The following is a 22,261-nucleotide window of genomic DNA, read 5'->3' as shown; positions in this document are numbered from 1 at the left end:
GTCAATTTGTGGTCTGGAATTATTGCCTACAAATTCCTAGATAAAAAGCCCACTATTAGAGATTTTCAAGAAAAAAATCTACTTACAAATTTTGAACTTTTTCAAGATATTGCCGCTTAACTCACGTTAACTTATAAATTGAAAGAAGGTAATTTCATATCAATGAGGTATTTTTCGCAAGCCCTGCTTCCTTTCAGAAATGCTGAATGGGAAGAGCCTTACTTTACATCAGGGCTTCGTATAGCATATCAAATAAATTCTTCTGTGCTCAAATCATTGTTCAACAAAAAGTAGTTTTATGAAAAAAATTTTTTTCTTGTTTTGGATTTTATCGCACCAGTTGTTTGCACAAAAATGGTTTGTGAATGCTACTATGAGCTGGGAAAACATCAGACGAGGAAAACAGACTTTGATAGAATCTAAAATTAACATTCCTAATTTCATAGACACTTCTTTTATCACTAAATATAATGCTGGTAATGGAATGGGCTTGCAAATTCAAATTGAAAAAACTGGTAAAAATTTAAGTTTTTCAACAGGAGTGCATTTTTCACCAAAGCGAGAATACAGCACCGAAAGAACATTTCAGATATTTTTTGATGATAACAGAGTTCTATCCAAAGGTGAGGGAATAAGAAAAGTAACTTGGCAAAACGAAATTGAAATTCCTCTGAAAATAAGTTATTATTTTCGCTTTCCGAAGCAGTCTTTAATGTTGATTCCTTCTTTTTCCTTGCTATTAGGAACTACAAAAAATCAGGTTATACATCTAATTGACAGCCCTTATTCATTCAGAAGTGTCTGGTTTAATAATACAGATTTTTTCATAAAAAGACTCACTTATCAAGCGGATTTGAGTTTGGGTTATCAGATAAATGATAAGAGTACTCTCACTTTGGGTTATTTCTTTCAAAAAGATATGATTTCGCAAGATGAACCTTATTTGTTAAGAGGCATTAGGTTCGGTATAAAACAGCAATTAGATTGATGAAAAAGCCATTCGTAAAAAAGTAAGCAAAAAAGTAGGAAAGCTGAAAATTTTTGGGAGCAAGTAGTTTGTAATCGGCAACATCGCCAAGTGTGATGTTGCCGATTGTTTTTTCATTTTATTACACATTACTCACTTAGCCGAACTTTGCCGCAGACCTGCTCCTTCAATGATTTCATCAACTACCGTAGGGTCTAAAAGTGTAGTAGTATCGCCGAGGTTGGAAATGTCTTTTTCTGCAACCTTACGCAAAATCCTACGCATAATCTTACCGCTACGTGTTTTGGGCAAGCACGAAACAAACTGAATAACATCAGGTTTGGCAATAGGACCTATCACTTTCGTAACCGTAGTAAGCAGGCTTTGTTTGAGTTTTTCGGGGTCGTGTTCTTTGGCGGCACTATCTAAAATCACATAGGCATAAATGCCCTGCCCCTTGATTTCGTGAGGGTAACCAACCACAGCACTTTCTATCACAAGCGGGTGCGAATTGATAGCATTTTCTACTTCGGCAGTACCCAAACGATGCCCTGAAACATTGATAACATCATCAACACGTCCTAAAATACGATAGTAGCCATCGGCATCACGTTTTACGCCATCTCCCGTAAAATACAAGCCCTTGAAAGTTTTGAAATAAGTATTCACTGCCCTTTCGTGATCGCCGTAAGTGGTGCGTATCATTGAGGGCCAAGGGAACTTAATACATAAATTGCCCTCTACATTATTGCCTTTCAGTTCTCTGCCTTCGTTATCTACAATAACAGGCTGAATGCCGGGCATCGGTAAGGTAGCATAACCGGGTTTAGTAGGGGTTACCCCTGCAATAGGAGAAATCATAATGCCGCCTGTTTCGGTTTGCCACCACGTATCCACCACAGGACAATTTCCCTTGCCTACGTGATTGTAATACCAATGCCACGCCTCCTCGTTGATAGGCTCACCAACGGTTCCTAAAACTTTCAGACTGCTTAAATCGTGCTTCTGAATAGGCTCTGTGCCATACGCCATCAAAGCCCGAATAGCCGTAGGAGCAGTATAAAGATGCGTAACCTTGTGTTTTTCTACCACCGCCCAAAATCTATCTACATCGGGGTAAGTAGGTACGCCTTCAAACATTACTACGGTAGCCCCATTGAGAAGCGGTCCATACACAATATAAGAATGCCCTGTAACCCAACCGACATCAGCCGTACACCAAAAAATATCTTGCGGCTCATACTGAAACACATTACGGAAAGTATAAGCCGTATAAACCATATATCCCCCTGTGGTATGCACAACGCCTTTAGGCTTACCCGTAGAACCCGAAGTATAGAGAATGAAAAGCATATCTTCGGAGTCCATTTCTTCGGCTTTATTTTGCACCGAACCCCCTTGCACAGCCTCGTGCCACCAAATATCTCTACCTGCTTGCATTTGCACAGGTGTATTGGTTCTTTTCAGCACAATTACTTTTTCTACGGAAGTACAACTTTGTAAAGCCTCATCAACTACTGCCTTTACTTCAATGGTTTTAGCCCCTCTGAAATTGCCATCAGAAGTAATTACCATTTTAGCCTGAGCGTCGTTAATGCGGTCGGCAAGAGACGAAGCCGAAAAACCCGCAAATACTACTGAATGAATTGCCCCTATTCTTGCACAAGCCAGCATCGCTATTGCCGCCTCGGGGGTCATTGGCATATAAATAGCCACCCTATCGCCCTTGCGAACCCCATTGGCAAGCAAAACATTTGCAAAACGACAAACCTCTTCGTAAAGCTCTTTGTAGGTTAGTTTGCGTACAGGTTCGTTGGGGTCATTGGGTTCAAAAATAATAGCTGTTTTTTCGCCTAATGTAAATAAATTTCGCTCAAAGATGTTTTCGGTGATATTGAGCTTGCCACCGATAAACCATTTGACATCAAGATTTTCAAAGTTCCATTCTACGACTTTGTCCCAAGTTTTACGCCAATAGAATTGTTGTGCTACACTATCCCAAAAATCTTCGGGATTAGCAACGCTTTTTTGGTACTCGTACAAGTACCCACTGAGGGTGTTGATTTTGGTAAGCATAGTTTTTAAGATTTTAAGGGTGAATATTTTTAGATTGAGTTAGGTGTTATTGCTTGAATTTTTAGAAATAAGCCACTAATTGTCATATTCAATCCAGTTTTTATCTTTTTCAATCAACTGCCTTAACTCTTCTTCAGTAGGCATATACAAACGATATTTACTTGCAAAAAGCCTCTCATTTTCGGCTAAAACTGAATATTTTACAATAGTTTCATCTTTATCTGTACAAAGAATGATACCAATAGTGGGGTTGTCATCTTCGTTTTTTCTTAAATCGTTGTACATACGTACATACATATCCATTTGCCCAATATCCTGATGCGTAAGTTTGCCTATTTTTAAGTCAATAAGAACAAAGCATTTGAGAATATAATTGTAAAACACTAAATCAATAAAAAAGTCCGCAGTTTCAGTACATATATGTTGCTGGCGTGCTACAAATGCAAAACCTTTTCCTAATTCCATCAGAAAACTCTGTAAATGACTAATCAGTGCTGTTTCTAATTCTTTTTCGGTTAGTTTTTCTTGAGATACGCCCAAAAACTCAAATATGTATGGGTCTTTTATAAACTCTTTGATATTGCTAGTGCTATTCGTTTCTTTTGGAACTTCAAGAACCCGATTTACATATTGGCTGTCAATATTTCTTTGAAGCACTCGGGTAGTCCAAGCATTTTGTATGGCTTCTTTCATATAAAAGTTTCTCCAATTCTCCTGTTCTATTCTTGACAAAATTCGGTAGTGCGTCCAACTCAATTCGGAACGCACTGCGTTCCAAATTGGAAAAGCTATGTAAAAGGCTCGCATATTTCTAAGATTTCTTTCATCAAAACCCTTTCCTAACTCTATGGTTAATTTTTGAGCTAAATTTTTCAACTTAAATTCACCATATTTGGCCCTTTTGTAGCCATTTTGCTCCTCTTCAACTATCAATCTGCCAATTTCCCAATACATTTTCAGCAAAATGCTATTCACCTCTTGAAAAGCCTGCAAACGAGCCTGATTAACGATTTCTTTAATATGTGCTACCAAACTATCAAGCATAAGCGTGTTATCTTTTATATTCCAACCACTAATAACTCTTTCACTTTACTCACTATTTGCTTATTCGTAAAAGGTTTGGTAATGTAAAAATCTGCTCCTACTTCATAACCTTTCTGAATATCTGCTTCTTTGCTTTTGGCACTAATGAAGATTACTTTGCAATGTTTCAGTTCTTCGGTGCTTTTAATATGCTTGCAAATTTCGTAGCCATCTACATCGGGCATCATAATATCCAGTAATACTACATCGGGCAGATTGCTATGCAAACTTTCCATTGCCTCTGTGCCGTTACGAGCGACTAATACCTCATAACCTTCTTTTCGCATCAGAAAATCCAATGACATCAAAATATTAGGTTCATCATCTACAATTAAAACTTTCATAGGTCAAAAAATTTAAGAACTAAATCCATTATTACCCATCAGGGGGTTATTCTTGAAAAATTGATTTTTCGCTTCGCCGTGCATTTCATCAATTATTGCAGGTGATAAGGTCGGAAAAATCCGAAAATAAAATTTAGTCATTCCTTGCTCACGCTCTACCCCGATTGTTCCTTTATGATACTGAATAATTTTCTTACAAATAGCTAAACCTAATCCACTTCCTTTGGGTTTGCGAATGTTTTGATTTTCCGCTTGAAAAAACTTTTCAAAAATCGCTTCTTTAAGCTCATCAGGTACGCCCTTTCCGTCATCTAACACACTAATTTCTACAAAATTTTGTTTCAAGGCACTATTTATCACGATTTTTGTTTTGGCAAATTTGACAGCATTGGAAAGAAAGTTTAGAATAACTTGCAAAATTCTATCTCTATCCACTTCTGCCCAAAGGTTTTCTTGGTAAGTTTGCTGAATGAATTGTAACTGCTTTTCTGCTACAATACTCTCATAGATACTAACAGCCTCTCGGATAATTTCATTCAAATTGCAAGGAGTAAGATGTAGTTTTTGTTTTCCCGACTCAAATTTTTCAAGTTCAAGCACCTGATTGATAAGGCGTTCCATTCGTTCTGTTTCGCTAATAACCGTTTTGAGAAAATGCTCTTTCTGCTCTTGCTCCAAATCGGGGTTTTCGTACAAAATTTCTGAAAGCGACCGAATAGAAGTAATAGGTGTTTTGAGTTCGTGTGTTACGGTACTGATGAATTCATTTTTCAAAGCATCGGCTTTTTTGAGTTCAAAATTGATTTTTTTGAGTTCTTGGGTTTCTTTGAGAATTTTCAGTACTTCTTCTTGGGTGAGGTTTTCCTCTTGCACTACCGAAGCTACTAATATGCGAGCCGAAGTAGAACCTATTGCCGTAGCTAAAATTCGTTCGGCATATTTTACGAGTTTTGCATTGCGTTCTTGCTCATCGGCAAAGAGTTTTCCCTGATTTTCCTTTTCAAATTCATTGAGCAAACTTTTTGCTTTGCTTTCGCCTACAAAACGAGCCAAAAGTTCCTCTAAATCTTTTTTATGGGCAATCCCTTTCCAAATTACGGCTTCATCGTAGGCATCAGCAAACTTGAAAACATCTACAAAAAGTTCGGCTTGGTTGCGTTCTTGCGAGCTTTGCGAAGTAGCTATGGAAACTGCTACATAAGCCAATGCGTTTCCAAACAAACTCCAAAAAAGTGAATGTGCTATTGGCGAAAACTCCAAACCGAACAAAGATTGAGGACGAAGCCAACTAATTCCCAAAAGTCCTTCTTGCATAATGTTCCGTGAAAGCAAGCCCGCCTCCACAAAATTTGGCACAATAAGCGTATAAAACCATACTGCAAAACCTACCACAATGCCCGTCATAGCTCCTTTACGAGTGGCATCTTTCCAATAAAGCCCTCCAATGATAGCAGGAGCAAACTGCGAAACCGCTACAAAAGAAATTAATCCTATGGAAACAAGCGGTAAATCAAAAGCTGTGTAGAGATACCAATAAGCTAAAATCAAGACCAAAATAATGCTCATTCTACGAATATACAGCACCCACTTGCCCCACTGCTTATCTTTGAGATATTGCGTAATGCCCACTTGCAAGCTCAAAGGGATAAAAAGATTATTTGTAAGCATCAGGCTCAATGCCAGCGAAGCTACAATAAGTATACTTGTTGCCGCCGCAAAGCCTCCCAAATAAGTCAGCAATGCAAGCCAATATACACCATTTTGCAAAGGAAAAGCTAAAATATAAGTATCAGCATCTACGCCACCCGAAAAGGTAAGTTTGCCCGCCAGTGCCACAGGCAATACAAAAATATTGATAACAAGCAAATACAAAGGGAAAAGCCAAATTGCCTTTTCAAGATGTTTTTCATTTTTATTTTCTACGACAATCATCTGAAACTGACGAGGCAGAAACATTACTGCAAACAGAGACGACAAACCTATTAAAAACCACTCCCAACCTTGCTGTTTGTTAGTTTCTTGAAAAAACAAAAGTTTTTGTAAATCAGGCTTTTGAAATGCTTTTTGGAATATATCATCAAAACCACCAAAAACCACAAAAGTAACATACCCACCTGCTATCAAAAAAGCCAAAAGTTTGAAAACCGACTCAAAAGCAATAGCGAAAACCATTCCTTCATTTTTACGCGTAAGGTCTAAACGGCGAGTGCCAAAATAAATAATAAAAACCGCTAAAACAATGGTGATATAAAAGCCGTAATCTAAAAAAACAGGACTTTGAGAGTAATTTTTAGGATACTCAATAAGCAAAGTAAAAGTTTCGCTGATTGCCTTGATTTGCAAAGCAAGATAAGGAATTATTCCAAAAACCGTGAAAATGCTCACTATTGCCCCAAGTGTTACGTTTTTGCCGTAGCGAGTAGCAATCAAATCAGCAACGCTGAAAATATTTTGAATTTTAGCAATACGAATAATTTTACGCATCACAAACCACCAAATAGGTGCTGAAAGCGTAGGACCCAGATAAATTAGCAGAAAATCAAAACCTGTTTTAGAGGCTCTGCCAATAGAGCCATAGTACGTCCAAGCGGTACAATACACCGCCAGCGAAAGTGCGTAAATATAAGGAGAATTGATAAAATGGCTTCTCTGTTCTGCTTTTTGTTCAGCCCAGTAAGCCAAACCAAAAAGCAGAAGTAAGTAAAACAAAGATACTATGATAACTATACTCCAATGCATCTTATAGTCTTATAGTTCTATGGCTACCATTAAAATATCATCTCTTTGCGGACACCCGCCTTGATGTTCTAATAAAGCTCTTTCTACATTCTGTATCTGATTTTGTATGCTTTCTGAAATGCCTTTCTGTAAGATTTGTATCAATTGATTCTCGCCAAATTTTTTACCTTCCTTATTATTTTGGTCTGTTAAGCCATCAGAAAATATAAAAATTCTTGTTTTTGAGGATAGTTCTATCGTTTCATTTTCAAAATGCTCTTCCCAAGTAGTATCAGAACTTACACTCACTCTGTTGCCTCTGAATCGCATAATTTCGTTATTTAGCACATACAGCATAGGTCGTCTTGCTCCCGCAAAATCAATACAAAAACTATCTCCTATGGTTTTCTGAATGCTACAAATCGCAATATCAGCAGAAATATTATGTGAGTTTTCTCCATTATGATGAATTATCTGCCGTAAGTTGTTGTTTAACTCTTCAAGAATAATATCGGGACTAATTTGCTTTCGAATTAAAACAATTTCTTTGAGTAGCATATTGATAGTCAGGCTGATGAAAGCTGCAGGTACGCCGTGTCCCATACTATCTACCAAGACTACAATAGTAGTATGTTGAACCCTACCCACCCAATAAAAATCACCACTTACTATATCTTTCGGTTTAGAAAGGATTGCAAAACCTCTAAAATAATCTTGTAAGTTGGTGGTTTTTGCTAAAAGTGCCTTTTGTATAAGCGAGGCAACTTGTATGCTTTCCTGAATAAGTTTATTTTTTTCGGCAAGAACTTTATTTTTCTGAATAATATCATCTCTTTGAGCGGCAATTTCTTCCTGTTGTTGTCTTAACTCTTCAGTTTGAGCTTGCAATTCGTGGTTTTGCTCCTCAATAGTCTGCTGTTGTTCTATGAGCAAATCTTTTTGCCTTACATTTCTAATAATCAAGAAAACTACTATCAAAACACTTATGCCCGCCCCAATAAACCCCCATAAACTCAGATTTTTTTGAGTTTCTGCTTCCTGCAAGCTTTTTTGCATAATTTGCTTTTCTAACCCATATTTTTTTATGGTTTGAGTAAGCGAATCAAGTAAATTTTGATATGTATTTTCTTGAAGTTTTTTAGTGGTATCTGCTTGTATATGATTAGCTTCTTGAGCCCAAATTAGATAAGGAAAAAAGCAGAGAAAAACTATTAAGCATTTTAACCTTTTCATAAGCATACGAAAATTTAGAAAATATAAACCCAAAATCATTTTTTAAGAATGAGACGCAAAGCTACAATCATCAAAAACCAAACAATGAAAATATACACAAAAGCAGGTGGAAAGCCATTCCACAAAATAGGCTGGTTGAAGGCAGAAAGTATCGGGAAATTGAGCAAAACCAATCCCAAGAAAAACACCAAAAGTAATTGCTGACCTGTTTTTTTCAATGTTTTAGCCATTTGTTTTGCTCAATTTAGATAAAAGTTCATAATTTTTCAATTCTCTTCATTACTTTTTCAGCAAGCCCCCGATAAGAGGGGCTACTCAAAAGCTCATAAATCCGCAGAAGACATTACGGTTCTGTCGTACTCTCCTTTTAGTGAATAGTAACCAAAGAGAGCAAGTCCAAATGCAATAGGCACAAATATGGTAATAGTAATTACCCAAAACAGATAAGTGCTTTGCAATTCGCTTGCAGGTTTTTTACCTGAGGCAATAGCTTTCTCCAATGCTGGAATTTCAGTAAAAAGCTGATTGAACATCATTACAATAAGCACAGGAGCAAGCACTAACCAAACTATACCGAGAATTTTTTTGAGTGCATTCATATTTGTAATTTTTTCAGGTTAAACATTTTGTTATTAGTCTGTTACATCTTTGTCGGTGCGAGCAGGCAAATAAACCATACCAATAATAAGCGTAAGCACCGCAATACCAATCGGATACCACAAACCTGCAAGTATATCTCCCGAAGGTTGAGCTTCGGTTTTGGTAGCTTCAATGATGCGTGTAACAATGTAAGGGGTAAGTCCGCCGAAAATACCATTTCCCACGTGATAAGGCAAAGACATAGAAGTATAACGGATTTTCGTAGGGAAAATTTCTACCAAGAATGCCGCAATAGGTCCATATACCATTGTTACAAAGAAAATCTGAATGAATATCAGCCCTATCATTGTCCATTTATCGCCACTATTCAAAGTAACAGATTTAGACTTTTCTACTTTGGGCTCTTTGCCTGCTTCGGCAAATTGGGTAGTTTTGGTGATTAAAATGGCTTTGGTACCATCTTCAAAGGCTTTGGTTACCTTTTCAGTTTGAAGCATATCAGGTTTGCCCTTGATAGGTTCGGTTTTAGTGTCTTTTTTGGTCTGCTCGGTCAGTTCTTTTTTCTTGCTAATATCCGATACATCATACATTGTTTGGTAAATGGGTCTGTATGCAAGAATAGCTAAAAGAAGCCCCGCCATCATAATATACTTGCGACCGATTTTATCTGAAAGCCAACCAAATACCAAAAAGAAAGGCGTAACCAGTACAATGGCAATCATAATAATTTCATTGGCTTGAGCTGAATCAATAGCACAAGTTTTATTCATAAATGAAAGTGCATAATATTGCCCTGTATACCAAACTACGCCCTGCCCTGCTGTTGCCCCAAAAAGAGCCAAGAGTACCATTTTGAGATTTGCCTTTTTGGTAAAACTTTCTTTCAAGGGGTTTTTAGAAACCTTACCTTCGGCTTTCACTTTCTTGAACATAGGCGATTCGTGCATACGCATACGTATAAACACCGAAATTACAATCAGGAAAATAGAAAGTAAGAAAGGAATACGCCAGCCCCAAGTTTCAAAAGCTTCATTAGGATTAACAGCATTGGAATCTCTTAAAATGCCTTGTGTCATCATAATTACACCGATAGACATTAACAATCCCAAAGTAGCCGTTGTCTGAATAAAGGCTGTAAAATACCCCCTGCGATTGTATGCAGAGTGTTCGGCTACGTAAGTAGCGGCACCGCCATACTCTCCTCCCAAGGCTAAACCTTGCAATAAACGCAAAACAAGCACGGTAAGCGGTGCGGCGGCTCCCCAAGAAGCATAACCGGGTATCAGACCAATCAGAAAGGTAGAGCCTCCCATTAGAATAAGTGTAACCAGAAAGGTATATTTTCTGCCAATCAAATCACCTAATCTGCCAAAGAATAAAGCCCCAAAAGGACGTACAATGAACCCCGCCGCAAAAGTTGCCAAAGAACTCAAAAATGCCGCCGTAGGGTTATCGGAAGGGAAAAACTGCTTTCCAATGATACCCATTGCCGCTAAACTTCCAAAAATGTAGAAGTCGTACCATTCAATCAGCGTACCTACCGAAGACGCTGTAATTACTCCCCAAATGCCTTTATCGGTTTGGGTTTGTAATCCTTGTTTTTCTGCTGAAACAGTTGCCATACTCGTATGTTTTAAGAGTTGATTTTAATATTCAGATAGAAGTTGTTTTACAAATAAATCATTGTTTGAACTATCAGTTCGCCCAAACGTTTTTTACCCCCTACAAGGTCAGGATTGGTATTGATTTTAGGTTTTTCGCCTGTATTGACATTGAAAGTTCCCTCGTAGATATGTCGGGTTTGGTATTTCAAGGAAATTTTAGCGTGATGTCCATCTATGTAATAATTGAAACCTGCTCCATAATCCAAAGAAGGTTCAGCCAAGAATTGAAAATTTCTGTAAGTACCTGTTGCAAAAACTTGCAACTTGCCTTTACTACCCAAAGTATTTTTAGGCAATAAATAGCCTGCTTCTCCATAAATAATATCTCCTGTGCCGATTCTCCAGTCAGCGTTACCTCCACCTTGCAATACCGAACCGGGCAAGCCATTCAAACCTTCGTTCATAATCCCAATGGCTCTGATGTAGTTAGGACCAAAATCCATATTTTGGTAAAGCAAGTAGCCCGTGAAAGCTGTACCTTTTTCTTTGTTGAGTGGCAAATCGGCAAATACATCAAGTCCAAAGAGTTTCATATCGTGGCTTTCCCATTTGAAAGTTACGCCATCGCCTGTGGGCTGATAGCTTCGGGTAGCTTGTGGGTGAATGTGAAAACCTCCTCCAATATTCAAAACCTTTTTTGTTCCTAAATAAGTACCTACAAAAAAGGGCAACACATTGCTTTCTTTTTCGGCAAGTTCTAAGGTAAAATATCCGCCTACGGCTCCTGTGTTATTGTTGCCTGCAAAAGCTCTTCCGGGGGTTGCCTGAATGGTGGCATCAGGAGTAGGGGTAGCAAAAGGTTTATTCAAGTACGCTCTATAATCCAAACTTTTTTTGCCCATAGGTAATTTACCTTTTACATAAATACCAAATTGACGAGCAAATTGGTCAGTTTCTTCAATTAGGGGCCAATTGAAAATGGGTGCATCAAGAGCAAGGAAATTCAATGTACTAGCACTTGCCATACGGCTTACGCCATTCCAATAATGCAAACCCGTACCAATGTAGAGTTTATCTTTTACCACTTGATATTCGTTCCAAAAATCGTGTAAAAAGAGTTGGGGTTTTTTACCTACTCCATACCCGCCTACTCCTTGCGTACCCGAACCACCTCCATTTACAAAAGTTTGGTTATTGATGCCAATGTGAGCTAAAATGAGGTATTTGGGAGAAATCTGTGTGTACCATAAGAAACGCGAACGTCTCAATCCTACGTCCCAAGTGCTGGCTTCGGGAATACCATTGACGGAAGTGCCAGGGTTGTTGTCAATGTAACGCATCCACATCTGATGCCACGTAATAAAGCGTATGTAACGCTTACCGCTGGTATCCAAGTTGATACGGATACCTTTTCCGTAGATTTCTGAACCTTGTGCCATTACCCAATGGCTCATAAAGGTCAGCAAGGCGAGAGAAAGAAAAACTTTTTTCATAAAAATCAAAAATAAGTTGATTTCAAAAAGCACGTTACAAAAGTGCAAAAACAACTTGGAAAAATATAATTTAATGTATAGTTTTGTTAATAGTATAGCTGAATTATTTTTAATAGATTTATGTTGAAATTTTTAAAATTCATTTATTTCTATAAAATAAGTAAATATTTTTAGAGTAATATATTACAAAATAACACTTAATTAAAATTTTATACAATTCAAATAATTTAATTCAAAATAAAATTTTGATTAAATATATTTTTTTAGCAAAAATATATCAATTTAGCAATATTTTTGCAAAAAATGTCTCTTACAAGACAATTTTGTAGTTTTTTTGGGTTTTTGTGGGTTTTTATTTTACTTTGCTTGGCTTAAAAAAACTATTATGGAAAACAACGCAACTATTCAAAACTTACTACAAGCTCTTGAACATAAGTACAGCCAAACGGGTCAGAGCCTTGCGGCAAATTTAGAGGGGCTTTTACATCTGGATTATCTCAAATATTGGGATTACATTCACGTAGATACTCTGCTTACACTTCAAAAGCCTAAAACACATTTTCCTGATGAAATGGTTTTTATCATTTATCATCAAATTACAGAACTATATTTCAAGCTGATTTTATGGGAAATAGAACAAATTGCTTCTTGGCAGGAAATTTCTACCCCTGAGTATTTAGAAAAAATACAGCGTATCAATCGTTATATCAAGGCACTTGTGAATTCTTTTGAAATTATGAGTGTAGGTATGCAAGCCGAGCAGTTCAAAAAATTCCGAATGGCACTTCTGCCTGCCAGTGGCTTTCAGTCGGCACAATTTCGCCTGATTGAAATTGCCTCTACCGACTTTGTAAATCTGCTCTCGGCTGATTTCAGAGCTAAAATTACCCCAAGCACCACCACTGCCGAAATGTATGAGCATATTTATTGGAAAAAAGGAGCTACCGAAGCCGAAACAGGCAAAAAAACCATTACCTTGCAACATTTTGAGGAAAAATACTCTACTACTTTTTTAGAATGGGCTTACAAATTCCGAGATAAAAACCTTTATCAGCAATTCAAGAAAATATCTCCCCAAGATGAATTGTACAAGCCTATCTGCGAGGCTTTGCGAGAAATGGATTATTGGTTCAACGTAGAATGGGCATTAGCCCACCTAAAATCAGCGGTACGATACTTACGCGAAAAAGGCAAACCTATTGATGCCACAGGAGGCACCAACTGGACTAAATATCTACCTCCTAATTTTCAGAAAATCATCTTTTTCCCCTCGCTATGGAGCGAAACCGAAAAAACTGAATGGGGAAGAAAAAAAGTAGAAGAAATGTTGGGATAAATTATTACAAAAAGACAACATCACCGCAAGTGACGTTGTCTTTTGCTCTTTTCCTAAAACTTTTCTAATTTTCTTAAAATTATCCAAATAGATATAAATAGCAAAAGGATTTGATATTTTCTCTCGGGAGATTGCCAGAAATTTATAAAGCCTTGTTTTCTTATAAGTTTTATGCTATCAAAAAAAATCAATAATATAGACATAAAACATAGATAATAAATAAATTAAACAATTTCATAAAAATATCATTTTTTTGGTGAATATAAAATGCTTGAAATTTTATTTCAAGCATTTTATTATTAAACTAACGTGAGTTATGAAGTCAAGTAACTGAAAAACAAAAATTTAAGAATAAAAAATTATTGAGCTTTCTACCAAAATTTGCCATTTCTTAACCTCACCCCCAACCCCTCTCCAAAGGAGAGGGGAGTTATATACCTGAAAATCATAAACTTGTATAAGTTACTATTTTTTTCAAAAATTAAACAAGCAAATGAAATTCAAGCAAATTAGCGATAATTTCAAGTGTTGCTGAAACCTAAAATCTACGTTTCTGTATTTTTTTATCATCAATATACCATAAAATATTTGAATAAAGTGAGTTATGCTGCGATTTCTTTGCAAAGTACAATTTCGATAAAAATTGATAAGACTTTTTTGCTTTGAATGTTCTATTTTTTACAATTATTGTCCATTTGTTTTCTTACAAGATGTGCTTGCAGGATAGGGTTAAATTCTTTCAAAAAGTCATATATGGATACAAAAGCATCTACTAATTTTATAGAATTTAGAGCAAGTCGTTTCATTAGGCTATTGGTTTAAGTGATTAGAAAAGTACAACTACAAATATAGCTCTTTCTACAATTGCTCTAAAATTTTTGTATAAATATCTTAAAATCAATTAGTTAAGCTCATAACTCAAGTTAATTTAACATTTTTTTTCTAATAATAAAGTACATTACAATTACATACAATAGGCTTGATAATATCGCAAATCTTAAATATTTGTAGCTCAAAGCATACTCTCTATCCAAAAAATACATAACTAACCAAGAAAATAAAATGTATGTTAGTATAAGTACAATTATTTTAAGTAAAACTTTCATAAACTTATGGATTAGAATAATTTAATAAATCATCAACTACAGATTTAGCGGAAAACACCTATCTCTCTACTGATTAATCTTACAGCCCAACCTCGCACGGCTAAAACTCCAAAAGATACAGAATCTCCAACAATGGCACCAGCAATTCGTCCTACTTCACCAGAAATATCAGATTTGATTGCTTTTTTGCCACCTAAGCCACAACATCTTCAAGACGAATTTTGAGAAAACAAGTTATTCCATTTGTATAAGTTTTTATTCCAATACCCTGTTGAACCAATTGCTATTTGCAAAAAAATCAGAATATAATCTTTTTCTCTCTGTGTTATTAAATATTTAAACATAAAACTCGAAATTTTGAGCTCAAAAATTTCTTGGTGCAATGATATAGCAAGCCTAAACTTTTTTCAAACTTTTTTCAAAAATTAAATTTTTCAAAGAATTTATGTAATTATTTTTAGAAAAACATAGCTATTCCTTGCAAAAAACCATCCATAGCCAAGCCAAAAACTACCCCAAAGCCAAACCCATAATTGATAAGTTCGCGGAAATAAATTGACGCAAAGCTGTAAAAAAGTGCTTCTACTTCTTTGGGGTGCATTGCTTCTATTTCCTCCACTACCACTCGGTGCAAATCAATAGAAAGCAAAATTTGGGGCAAATTATCGTCTAACGCCTCAAAGACCGCCTCTAAAATTTGAAAAGCCAAATATTCTTTGGTAGAAGGCGAGATATTAGGCAAGATTTTAGGCAATAGCTCGTGAGTAATCGCAGAAATGCGTTCTTGCAAAAAAATCCTCACTTCGGGTTTTTGAATAATTTTAACAAACGCCTGATGTAAGTCGCTTAGTAAAGTTTCCGTTTGCAAGTAATTTTCCAAACTTTCCGCTTTGAACAAGCGAAAAGCCTCATCAATCCATTTATTTTTCTCTTCCTCAAATACTTTGCTCTGCAAAATATACTCTGCAATTTTTCGGGCAATGAGGGTGCTATCCTCGCTAATCCAGTGTTGAGCGTAATTTTCGGCAAAGGCTCGCATATTTTGCGTAATAAAATGAGCAGTATGTTGCGTAAAAATAGGTTTTTCGTTCAATAAATACTCTAAATGACTTTGCAGTAAAGCAATTTCAGGGGCAAATTTTGACGAAAGATTTTTCAAACCTAAAATATCCTCATTTTTCACAAAATCTAAAAGTGGCGTTTCCAAAAGGCTATATTCCAAGAAAATTTCAGCAATTTTGCCTGTGGTGTGCTGTAAATCTTGATTATTCAGAAAATTGCTAATCCATCGGCGGAGAGCCTCGTCATTTGCACGAATATTGAGTTCGGATAGTTGAATTTGCCCGATTTTATCAATTTCTTGCTCCAAAGTAAGTTCAATTTCAGGCATTTGCTGTCGGAAAAAACGAGGTATGCCATATTCACAAAGTTCTAAAACCGTTTCTCTGATAACCGTTTTGTAAATAAACGCCGCTCGGTTTTCCTCATAGGCACGTTCATACACTTCATTAGCCAATTCTCTTTTGTGTTCATTGAGCCAATCTAAGCCTTTTTGGATAAGATTTTTTACAAGCGAAATAGCATTCTCTCGCAGAAAATCAATGATTCTTCCTCCCAACAACTCACTAATTTTTCGTTCAGGGTGAATTTCGCTGTATAGCCTTTTGGAAACCCCTTCAAAAACTTTTTCTTGTGTTTTTTCGCTACGCATTTGCTTGCGTAAAAAGTCTGCAAATTGCGTTTTTAGTTCTTCTATTTGATTTTTGTGTAAAATTTCGGAAATCTTACGTATGATAATTTTTTGATATTCCTGCCAAAGATAGTTTTGCAATGGCGGAAGCCACAAATGAGTATTTTCCTGTTTTACAAAACGGCTTATATTTTCTTTGAGAAAAGTATCTAATAGCTTTTCGGTAGTTTCCCAAGTACCTTCGGGCAGAAGGTCGGCAAGGTGTTTGGGGGCTTTTTTGCCAAGTCCTAAAATTTCTGTAAGTACGTTTTCATTTTGCAAAAGCATTTTTTGCGAATTGATTTGCGTCTTGACTGCATTTTTGAGCGTGCTGGTATCTAAGTTGCTCAAATTATTTTTTAGTAACTTTTGCAGTTGTTTTTCTATACTTTTCCAAATTGATTCTTGCTGATTATCAAGAAAGTAATTGGCTTTTGCTTGCAAATATTCACTGATAGCTTTTTCGTTTTGCGTAAGCGTTCTTTGCAAAAGAGCATAATCATCTTGGGCAATCATTCGCAGGAGCGAATCTCTCAATACTTTTCGGCTTCCGTGAAAATTATTGACAATGCTTTCACGATTCAAAAGGCTTTGCTGAACAAATTTGCCCATATTTTGAGCAAAACGACTTTTATTTTTAGTGATAATGCCCGGCGTAAAAGGTAATTTCAGCCCTGCTATACGCTTGGCTTCATAAGGACGAAAAATCATTCGCAAGGCAAGCCAATTTGTCCCATAACCCGTAATGCCATAGACCAAGCCGTTCAAAGTATTTGCCCAATAAGGATTTGACAAAGTAGGTAATGCGGCAAGTATCCCGCCTACCCCTGCCCCCAAGATAGCTCCCAGTACATTGATGGGAGCCACTTCCCTACCCATAAAATTCTCTACCATATCGCGTATGCGTTCAGGAGGCAAGGGGGCAAGATTTTGCTTCACAAGGGCTTCTATGCGTCCTTTAAGTAGGCTTTCAAGTTCTAAAAGCAAGGTTTTTTGTAGATAATCAGCAGTTTTCTGATGTAAAGTAACATCTGCATTCAGGAAAGGGAGATATTTTTTTAGGTTTTCCTGATGAATATTTTGCCAATAATCCTTCAACACTTTACGAAGTTGTTTCGTAAATTTATCAGCCAATTCTTGATTTTCAGCTTCGGAGAAAAAATTCTGTAATTGTACTTTTTCAAGATTTTTGCTAATTTGTATTTTCAAAAAATCTTGAATTTTCTGCTTTACCTCCTTTTCTTGTAGTTTTTTTTGAGCTTTTTGCGAAAGCCAGTGAGCAAGCTCGTTGAATTTGGTTTCAGAAAAAATGCTTTTTAGGGCAGTTTTAGTAAAATTTTCTTGTTTTTCCTGAATTTTGGCAATCAGAATTTTTTCAAAGCGAAGCTCTCGTAAAAGATTGTGAAGCCAAGCACTTTCACGAATCTTTTGAATCTGTTTTTGCAAAAAAACTTCTACCTGTGCAGAGCTAATAAAATCAGCAATTTTTCGCTGTAAGTATCTATCAAAATGAATAGGTTGTATTTGAGAAAGAATTTCGTTGAAATTTTTGAGCAAACTTTCTGTAAGAAAATCAATTGCTTTCTGATTATCTATTTTTTTGATAATTTCGCTGATAGTGTTGCCTTTCAGATAGCTAATCAAATACTCCGTAACCATTTGGGCAAGCTCGCCCGTATCGTAGTTTTCAATAAATTCAATAATTCGCCGTACTACCTGAGCCTGCTCACTCACACTGCCAATAAAAATATCTAAAAGCCACTCTTGCAGGGCGAATTGTGTATTATCTCGGAAGGTTTGGTCTATAAGACTATCTATTTTGCTTTTTTGGGCTTGAATATATGCAATGAACCTCCGTAAAATACGAGGCAGATGTCTTCGTAAAAAACTTTCAAATTCTTGCTCTAAGGAAGGATTGAGCAGTTCAAAAATGGTAGTATGCTCGTTACGGAGCGTTTCTATTACAAATTTAGCAAGCGTTTGGGTAATCAGTTTCCCTTTATGAGAGTTAAGAAGTTGATGAATTTGCTTCAAAACCTCTGCAACAATCAGATGAAACTGCTCAACTGAAATGAGTTGGTCAATTTCTTTTTGAGTAAGGCTTTGAGAAAAAAGTTTTACAAAACGTTCAATTTCTATGTTTCGTAAAAATGCTTGCGAAAAAGGTATGAGAACCTCAGAAGGGGTTTGCAGTAAAAAATCATAATAACTTGCAATGATTTTCTGCACATTTTCAGAGAGCCTTTGTACAAAAATTTCTCCAAAAATATCTTGCAAGCTATTTTCACTAACCCCCTGAATGAGACGTTGTAAAGAACTTTCCAAATCTATCTCCGAAGGTAACTCAGCTATTTTTTCGCTAATATACTGACTGATATGCTCAATCTGCTGAACAGAAAGTAAGTCCTTGATTTCTATAAACTGCCAAAAATGTTGTAAGTGGCTTTGCAATTGTATTTGTAAAATTTGGCAAAGCACTTCGCTCAAATTATCCCAAGAATTTTCGGCAAGCGGAATATCGGCAAAATGAGTATTTTGAAGGATTTGACTCAAATGCTCGGTGTAAAAATCTTGAACACTTTGTTCAATAGCATTTTTGAAAGCAGGGCTATCAAATTCTTTAGCAAGCGTGTGGTGATTGATAATTTCACGTTCCACAAGTTTGCTAATATTTTCTACAAATTGTTGGTGTGTTTTGAGAACAATCCCGCCCAAACCAAACTTTTTGCGAAAAAGCATCTTGACGGCAAGGTCGTTGGTAGTATAGCCTACCACTGCTCCCGAAGCGATTTTGCTAAATATTTCTCCGAGCATCTATTGCTATATTTTGAAATTCAGAGTATTTTTGCAAAAATACCTTTTCCCAAAACAATTTCAAATTTTACTTGTTTTTCCAAAATAAATTTTGTTGTTTTGGAAAACAAAGTGTTTATGCTATCCCTAAAATCTTAATTACAAAACTATGCTACACACCCGTTTATTATTTTTGATTTTTTCGGCTTTTGCTTTGTTTTCTTGCGTTTCCAATAAAAAATATGTAGCCTTACAAAAAAGTTATGATGCCAAAGAAGTAGAACTCAAAGAAGCCCTAGCCACCATTACAAACCTCCAACAGCAAATTGAAAGTTTGCAAGCTGAAAAAAAATCACTTACTCAAGACCTTCGCAAACTCACTTCTGCCTCTAAAAATGCCAAAGACGAACTGATAGCTTCTTTGGAAAAAAAGATAAAAGACTTAGAAGCTAAACTTGCTTTTTTAGAAAAAAATCAGAAAAACCCAAATAGTAATTCTAAAACTGATACCAAAAGCAAGAAAAATAACAAAAATGCCTATTAGTAGCCCTTCGAATGATGAGATACCTGTTATTTTTGGCTTGGATTTTGGCTTTGCCCGCAGTGGCACAAGTATATCCATTTCGGCATTATGGTTTGATTGAAGGACTGCCCGAAGAAAATGTTAATTATATCGCCGAAGACCATAATTCTTTTATCTGGATTGCTACCCAAGGCGGTGTTTGTAAATTTGACGGCAGAAAGTTCTACAAATATTCCACTACGCAAGGGCTACTCAGCAATCTCGTCAAGTGTGTCATTGAAGATAAAAACTACCATATTTGGGTAGCTACTCGTCAGGGTATCGCAAGGCTTATCGGCGAACATTTTGAAGTTTTTACTGAAAAGAATGGATTAGTTGATGATGATGTCAATTTTATTTTAGAAGATAAAAACGGGAATATTTGGTGTGCAACCAACGAAGGTTTGAGCAAATATGATGGCAAACGCTTTTCTAACTTTACAACCTTTCAAGGATTGCCACACAATACTATTCATTCACTTCATTTTGACCACCGCAATATTCTATGGATAGGAACTGATAACGGACTGGCAAGCTATGACGGCAAAAAAATTAAGACTTACAACGTACACGATGGAATTGTTAGCACTGCTATTCATTGCATTTTTCAAGATAAAAAACTCAATCTCTGGTTTGGAACTCCGTTAGGAGCTTACAAATTAGATAATATTTCAGGCGAATTTCAGTTTTTTGGTGAATTGAAAGGTATCAAAGGAGAAATTTCAGCAGGACTTTGCGATAAGGAAGGTAAAGTATGGCTCGTATCTGATGAAGGTGCTTTTGTTTTGCAAGACGGATTTTTATTAGAACATCTCACTACTCAAAACGGACTTTCAAGCGATAATCTCAATTGTATTTGGCAAGATAAAAATTTTAATTTTTGGTTTGGAAGCAATAAAGGCATTTCTAAAATCAATAATAGACGTTTTATTACCTTTAATGAACCACTCATTTACGATAAACCTATCCGTGCTTTTACCGAAGATGACAAGCAACTCATCTGGATTGGCACTAACGAGCGTCTGCTCACCTATGATATTAAAAGCAAAAAATTTTCTGAAAAAAAAGCCCTTAATGTGCGTTCTTTGCTTTGGGACAAAGATAAAAAAAATCTTTGGATTGGCTCGGTAGGAGAAGGACTTTGGCAATATGACGGCACTCGTTACAAAAATTTTACAACTGCCGATGGTTTGCGAGATAATACCATTTATTGTCTTGTAGAAGATGAACAAAACCGAATATGGGCTGGCACTGATAAAGGAGTAGCTCGTATTGAAAAGGACGGGAAAATCACTACTTTTTCCGAAAATCAAGGGCTTGCGGATAACTATGTTCGTTGTGCTTTAAGCGATGGAAAAGGTAATCTATGGTTTGGCACTTACAAAGGATTGAGCCGTTTCCGAAATGGTATTTTTACAAACTTTACTACCCAAAATGGTTTGGCTAATAACATTGTACTTTCTATTGCCCAAGATGCCCAAGGTACGATTTGGCTCGCTACTGAAAATGGGCTTTGCCAAATGAAGCCCAATGCCAGCCCCAAAGATACCAATTGTTTTATATGTTATACCGAAAAAGATGGATTCGCTTCTCAAAATCTGTGGAGTGTGATTGTTGATAGTGAAGGCAATATCTGGACAGGACACCGAAATGGCATTGATAGATTTAGCCCCAAAACAAAAAAAGTAAAAAACTACAGCTACATAGATGGCTTTTCGCTGATGCAAACCTTCCCCAATGCACTTTTCAAAGACTCTCGTCAAAATCTTTGGATTGGCACGTTTAATGGAATTATAAAATACCTACCTTATGAAGATGTACCTAATAAAAACCCGCCTACTTTACACCTGATTGATGTCAAACTATTCAACCGAAAAACTGATTGGAGCAAATATGCCAAACTTTTAGACCCCGATTTTGCTATTCCGTTAAGTGAAATTTCTGATGGCATAGCTGTAAAACTTGCTCACAATGAAAACAGCATCACTTTTGAGTTTGTCGGTGTGCATTTCACCGTACCCGAAAGAATTAAGTATCAGTACAAATTAGAAGGTTTTGAAAAAGAATGGTCGGAAAAAAGTGAGCAAAATACTGCAACTTATACCAATTTACCACCGGGAGTTTATACATTTTATGTGCGTTCTTACAATAGTGATGACGAAATGAACCCACAACCTATAATGTTTAAGTTCAGAATAGATTTACCCTATTGGGAAAAATGGTGGTTTTATTTAGCACAGGTTTCTTTTTTCTTAACTTTGGTAATTGTTTCCGTTTATTTAGGACTTACTCGTAAAAATTCACGCTATACTATTATTTTAGCCTTTACCACAATGCTGATGCTTTTTGAGTTTGTGAGCGTGTATATTGAAAACTTCGTAGAAAGCTACACAGGCAATATTCCTATTTTCAAAGTAATTGCCAACGTAGTATTGGCTTCGCTAATTGCCCCTTTTGAAAAAGCCTTAAAAAATTATCTGTTTCCTGCTAAACCTGCCATTAAAATTCCAGAAGAACCTCCTCGCTTCAATAGAATTGAATATGAAATCGGTAACCCCGAAGATGACTTGGTGTAACCAAACGAACATATCTGCTTGGATATATCCGTTTGGTTGAA

Annotated in this window: 14 protein-coding genes; 4 read left to right on the top strand and 10 right to left on the bottom strand. The window is 36.3% G+C overall.

Annotated features, from left to right (window positions below; all coding sequences use genetic code 11):
* The first annotated feature begins 298 nt into the window (after window positions 1–298).
* Window positions 299–988, top strand: a complete 690-nt coding sequence (locus Rain11_RS09660) for a hypothetical protein (RefSeq protein WP_101359157.1) — start codon at window positions 299–301, stop codon at window positions 986–988.
* Between the two features lie 132 nt (window positions 989–1,120).
* On the opposite strand, the gene acs is transcribed toward Rain11_RS09660, so the two are convergent.
* From acs to Rain11_RS09615, 9 genes are all read right to left on the bottom strand, one after another.
* Window positions 1,121–3,043 (bottom strand): acetate--CoA ligase, encoded by a 1,923-nt coding sequence (acs, locus tag Rain11_RS09655; RefSeq protein ID WP_101359156.1) that lies wholly within the window; start codon window positions 3,041–3,043, stop codon window positions 1,121–1,123.
* Window positions 3,044–3,118: 75 nt separating this feature from the next.
* Complete coding sequence (locus Rain11_RS09650) at window positions 3,119–4,087, bottom strand: PDDEXK nuclease domain-containing protein (protein ID WP_101359155.1); 969 nt, start codon at window positions 4,085–4,087, stop codon at window positions 3,119–3,121.
* A gap of 14 nt (window positions 4,088–4,101) precedes the next feature.
* Window positions 4,102–4,470 carry a response regulator transcription factor gene (locus Rain11_RS09645; RefSeq protein ID WP_101359154.1) on the bottom strand — a complete coding sequence of 123 codons (369 nt, stop codon included), beginning with the start codon at window positions 4,468–4,470 and terminating at the stop codon, window positions 4,102–4,104.
* 12 nt (window positions 4,471–4,482) lie between these two features.
* Window positions 4,483–7,209 (bottom strand): sensor histidine kinase, encoded by a 2,727-nt coding sequence (locus Rain11_RS09640; protein WP_101359153.1) that lies wholly within the window; start codon window positions 7,207–7,209, stop codon window positions 4,483–4,485.
* 9 nt (window positions 7,210–7,218) lie between these two features.
* Window positions 7,219–8,421 (bottom strand): PP2C family protein-serine/threonine phosphatase, encoded by a 1,203-nt coding sequence (locus tag Rain11_RS09635; RefSeq protein ID WP_165778113.1) that lies wholly within the window; start codon window positions 8,419–8,421, stop codon window positions 7,219–7,221.
* Window positions 8,422–8,456: 35 nt separating this feature from the next.
* Complete coding sequence (locus tag Rain11_RS09630; protein ID WP_101359151.1) at window positions 8,457–8,651, bottom strand: hypothetical protein; 195 nt, start codon at window positions 8,649–8,651, stop codon at window positions 8,457–8,459.
* Window positions 8,652–8,744: 93 nt separating this feature from the next.
* On the bottom strand, window positions 8,745–9,020 hold the full coding sequence (locus Rain11_RS09625) for a DUF6814 family protein (RefSeq protein WP_101359150.1): 276 nt from the start codon (window positions 9,018–9,020) through the stop codon (window positions 8,745–8,747).
* 33 nt (window positions 9,021–9,053) lie between these two features.
* On the bottom strand, window positions 9,054–10,643 hold the full coding sequence (locus tag Rain11_RS09620; RefSeq protein ID WP_101359149.1) for an MFS transporter: 1,590 nt from the start codon (window positions 10,641–10,643) through the stop codon (window positions 9,054–9,056).
* A 47-nt stretch (window positions 10,644–10,690) separates the two neighbouring features.
* Window positions 10,691–12,118 carry a porin gene (locus tag Rain11_RS09615; RefSeq protein WP_101359161.1) on the bottom strand — a complete coding sequence of 476 codons (1,428 nt, stop codon included), beginning with the start codon at window positions 12,116–12,118 and terminating at the stop codon, window positions 10,691–10,693.
* 385 nt (window positions 12,119–12,503) lie between these two features.
* Here Rain11_RS09615 and Rain11_RS09610 point away from each other — a divergent pair, with 385 nt between their 5' ends.
* Window positions 12,504–13,454: a tryptophan 2,3-dioxygenase family protein gene (locus tag Rain11_RS09610; RefSeq protein ID WP_101359160.1), complete on the top strand. Its 951-nt coding sequence runs from the start codon at window positions 12,504–12,506 to the stop codon at window positions 13,452–13,454.
* A gap of 1,563 nt (window positions 13,455–15,017) precedes the next feature.
* On the opposite strand, the gene Rain11_RS09605 is transcribed toward Rain11_RS09610, so the two are convergent.
* The gene (locus Rain11_RS09605; protein ID WP_101359148.1) at window positions 15,018–19,103 is read right to left on the bottom strand and encodes a DUF445 family protein; all 4,086 of its coding nucleotides are present in this window, start codon (window positions 19,101–19,103) and stop codon (window positions 15,018–15,020) included.
* 148 nt (window positions 19,104–19,251) lie between these two features.
* Here Rain11_RS09605 and Rain11_RS09600 point away from each other — a divergent pair, with 148 nt between their 5' ends.
* Window positions 19,252–19,626, top strand: a complete 375-nt coding sequence (locus Rain11_RS09600) for a hypothetical protein (RefSeq protein ID WP_101359147.1) — start codon at window positions 19,252–19,254, stop codon at window positions 19,624–19,626.
* A 14-nt stretch (window positions 19,627–19,640) separates the two neighbouring features.
* Entirely contained in the window at window positions 19,641–22,220 is a 2,580-nt protein-coding gene (locus Rain11_RS09595; protein WP_165778112.1) for a ligand-binding sensor domain-containing protein, read from the top strand.
* The last annotated feature ends 41 nt before the right edge of the window (window positions 22,221–22,261 follow it).

It is taken from the genome of Raineya orbicola (genome assembly GCF_002843425.1).
GTDB classification, from domain to species: domain Bacteria; phylum Bacteroidota; class Bacteroidia; order Cytophagales; family Thermonemataceae; genus Raineya; species Raineya orbicola.
The sequence above is the reverse complement of the archived record's forward strand: the minus strand, read 5'-3'. Positions and strand labels throughout refer to the sequence as shown.

Excerpts from the sequence above, each read along its gene's own strand:
- Rain11_RS09660 (WP_101359157.1), top strand. The coding sequence starts at position 299 with ATGAAAAAAATTTTTTTCTTGTTTTGGATTTTATCGCACCAGTTGTTT.
- acs (WP_101359156.1), bottom strand. The coding sequence starts at position 3,043 with ATGCTTACCAAAATCAACACCCTCAGTGGGTACTTGTACGAGTACCAA.
- Rain11_RS09650 (WP_101359155.1), bottom strand. The coding sequence starts at position 4,087 with ATGCTTGATAGTTTGGTAGCACATATTAAAGAAATCGTTAATCAGGCT.
- Rain11_RS09645 (WP_101359154.1), bottom strand. The coding sequence starts at position 4,470 with ATGAAAGTTTTAATTGTAGATGATGAACCTAATATTTTGATGTCATTG.
- Rain11_RS09640 (WP_101359153.1), bottom strand. The coding sequence starts at position 7,209 with ATGCATTGGAGTATAGTTATCATAGTATCTTTGTTTTACTTACTTCTG.
- Rain11_RS09635 (WP_165778113.1), bottom strand. The coding sequence starts at position 8,421 with ATGAAAAGGTTAAAATGCTTAATAGTTTTTCTCTGCTTTTTTCCTTAT.
- Rain11_RS09630 (WP_101359151.1), bottom strand. The coding sequence starts at position 8,651 with ATGGCTAAAACATTGAAAAAAACAGGTCAGCAATTACTTTTGGTGTTT.
- Rain11_RS09625 (WP_101359150.1), bottom strand. The coding sequence starts at position 9,020 with ATGAATGCACTCAAAAAAATTCTCGGTATAGTTTGGTTAGTGCTTGCT.
- Rain11_RS09620 (WP_101359149.1), bottom strand. The coding sequence starts at position 10,643 with ATGGCAACTGTTTCAGCAGAAAAACAAGGATTACAAACCCAAACCGAT.
- Rain11_RS09615 (WP_101359161.1), bottom strand. The coding sequence starts at position 12,118 with ATGAAAAAAGTTTTTCTTTCTCTCGCCTTGCTGACCTTTATGAGCCAT.
- Rain11_RS09610 (WP_101359160.1), top strand. The coding sequence starts at position 12,504 with ATGGAAAACAACGCAACTATTCAAAACTTACTACAAGCTCTTGAACAT.
- Rain11_RS09605 (WP_101359148.1), bottom strand. The coding sequence starts at position 19,103 with ATGCTCGGAGAAATATTTAGCAAAATCGCTTCGGGAGCAGTGGTAGGC.
- Rain11_RS09600 (WP_101359147.1), top strand. The coding sequence starts at position 19,252 with ATGCTACACACCCGTTTATTATTTTTGATTTTTTCGGCTTTTGCTTTG.
- Rain11_RS09595 (WP_165778112.1), top strand. The coding sequence starts at position 19,641 with ATGAGATACCTGTTATTTTTGGCTTGGATTTTGGCTTTGCCCGCAGTG.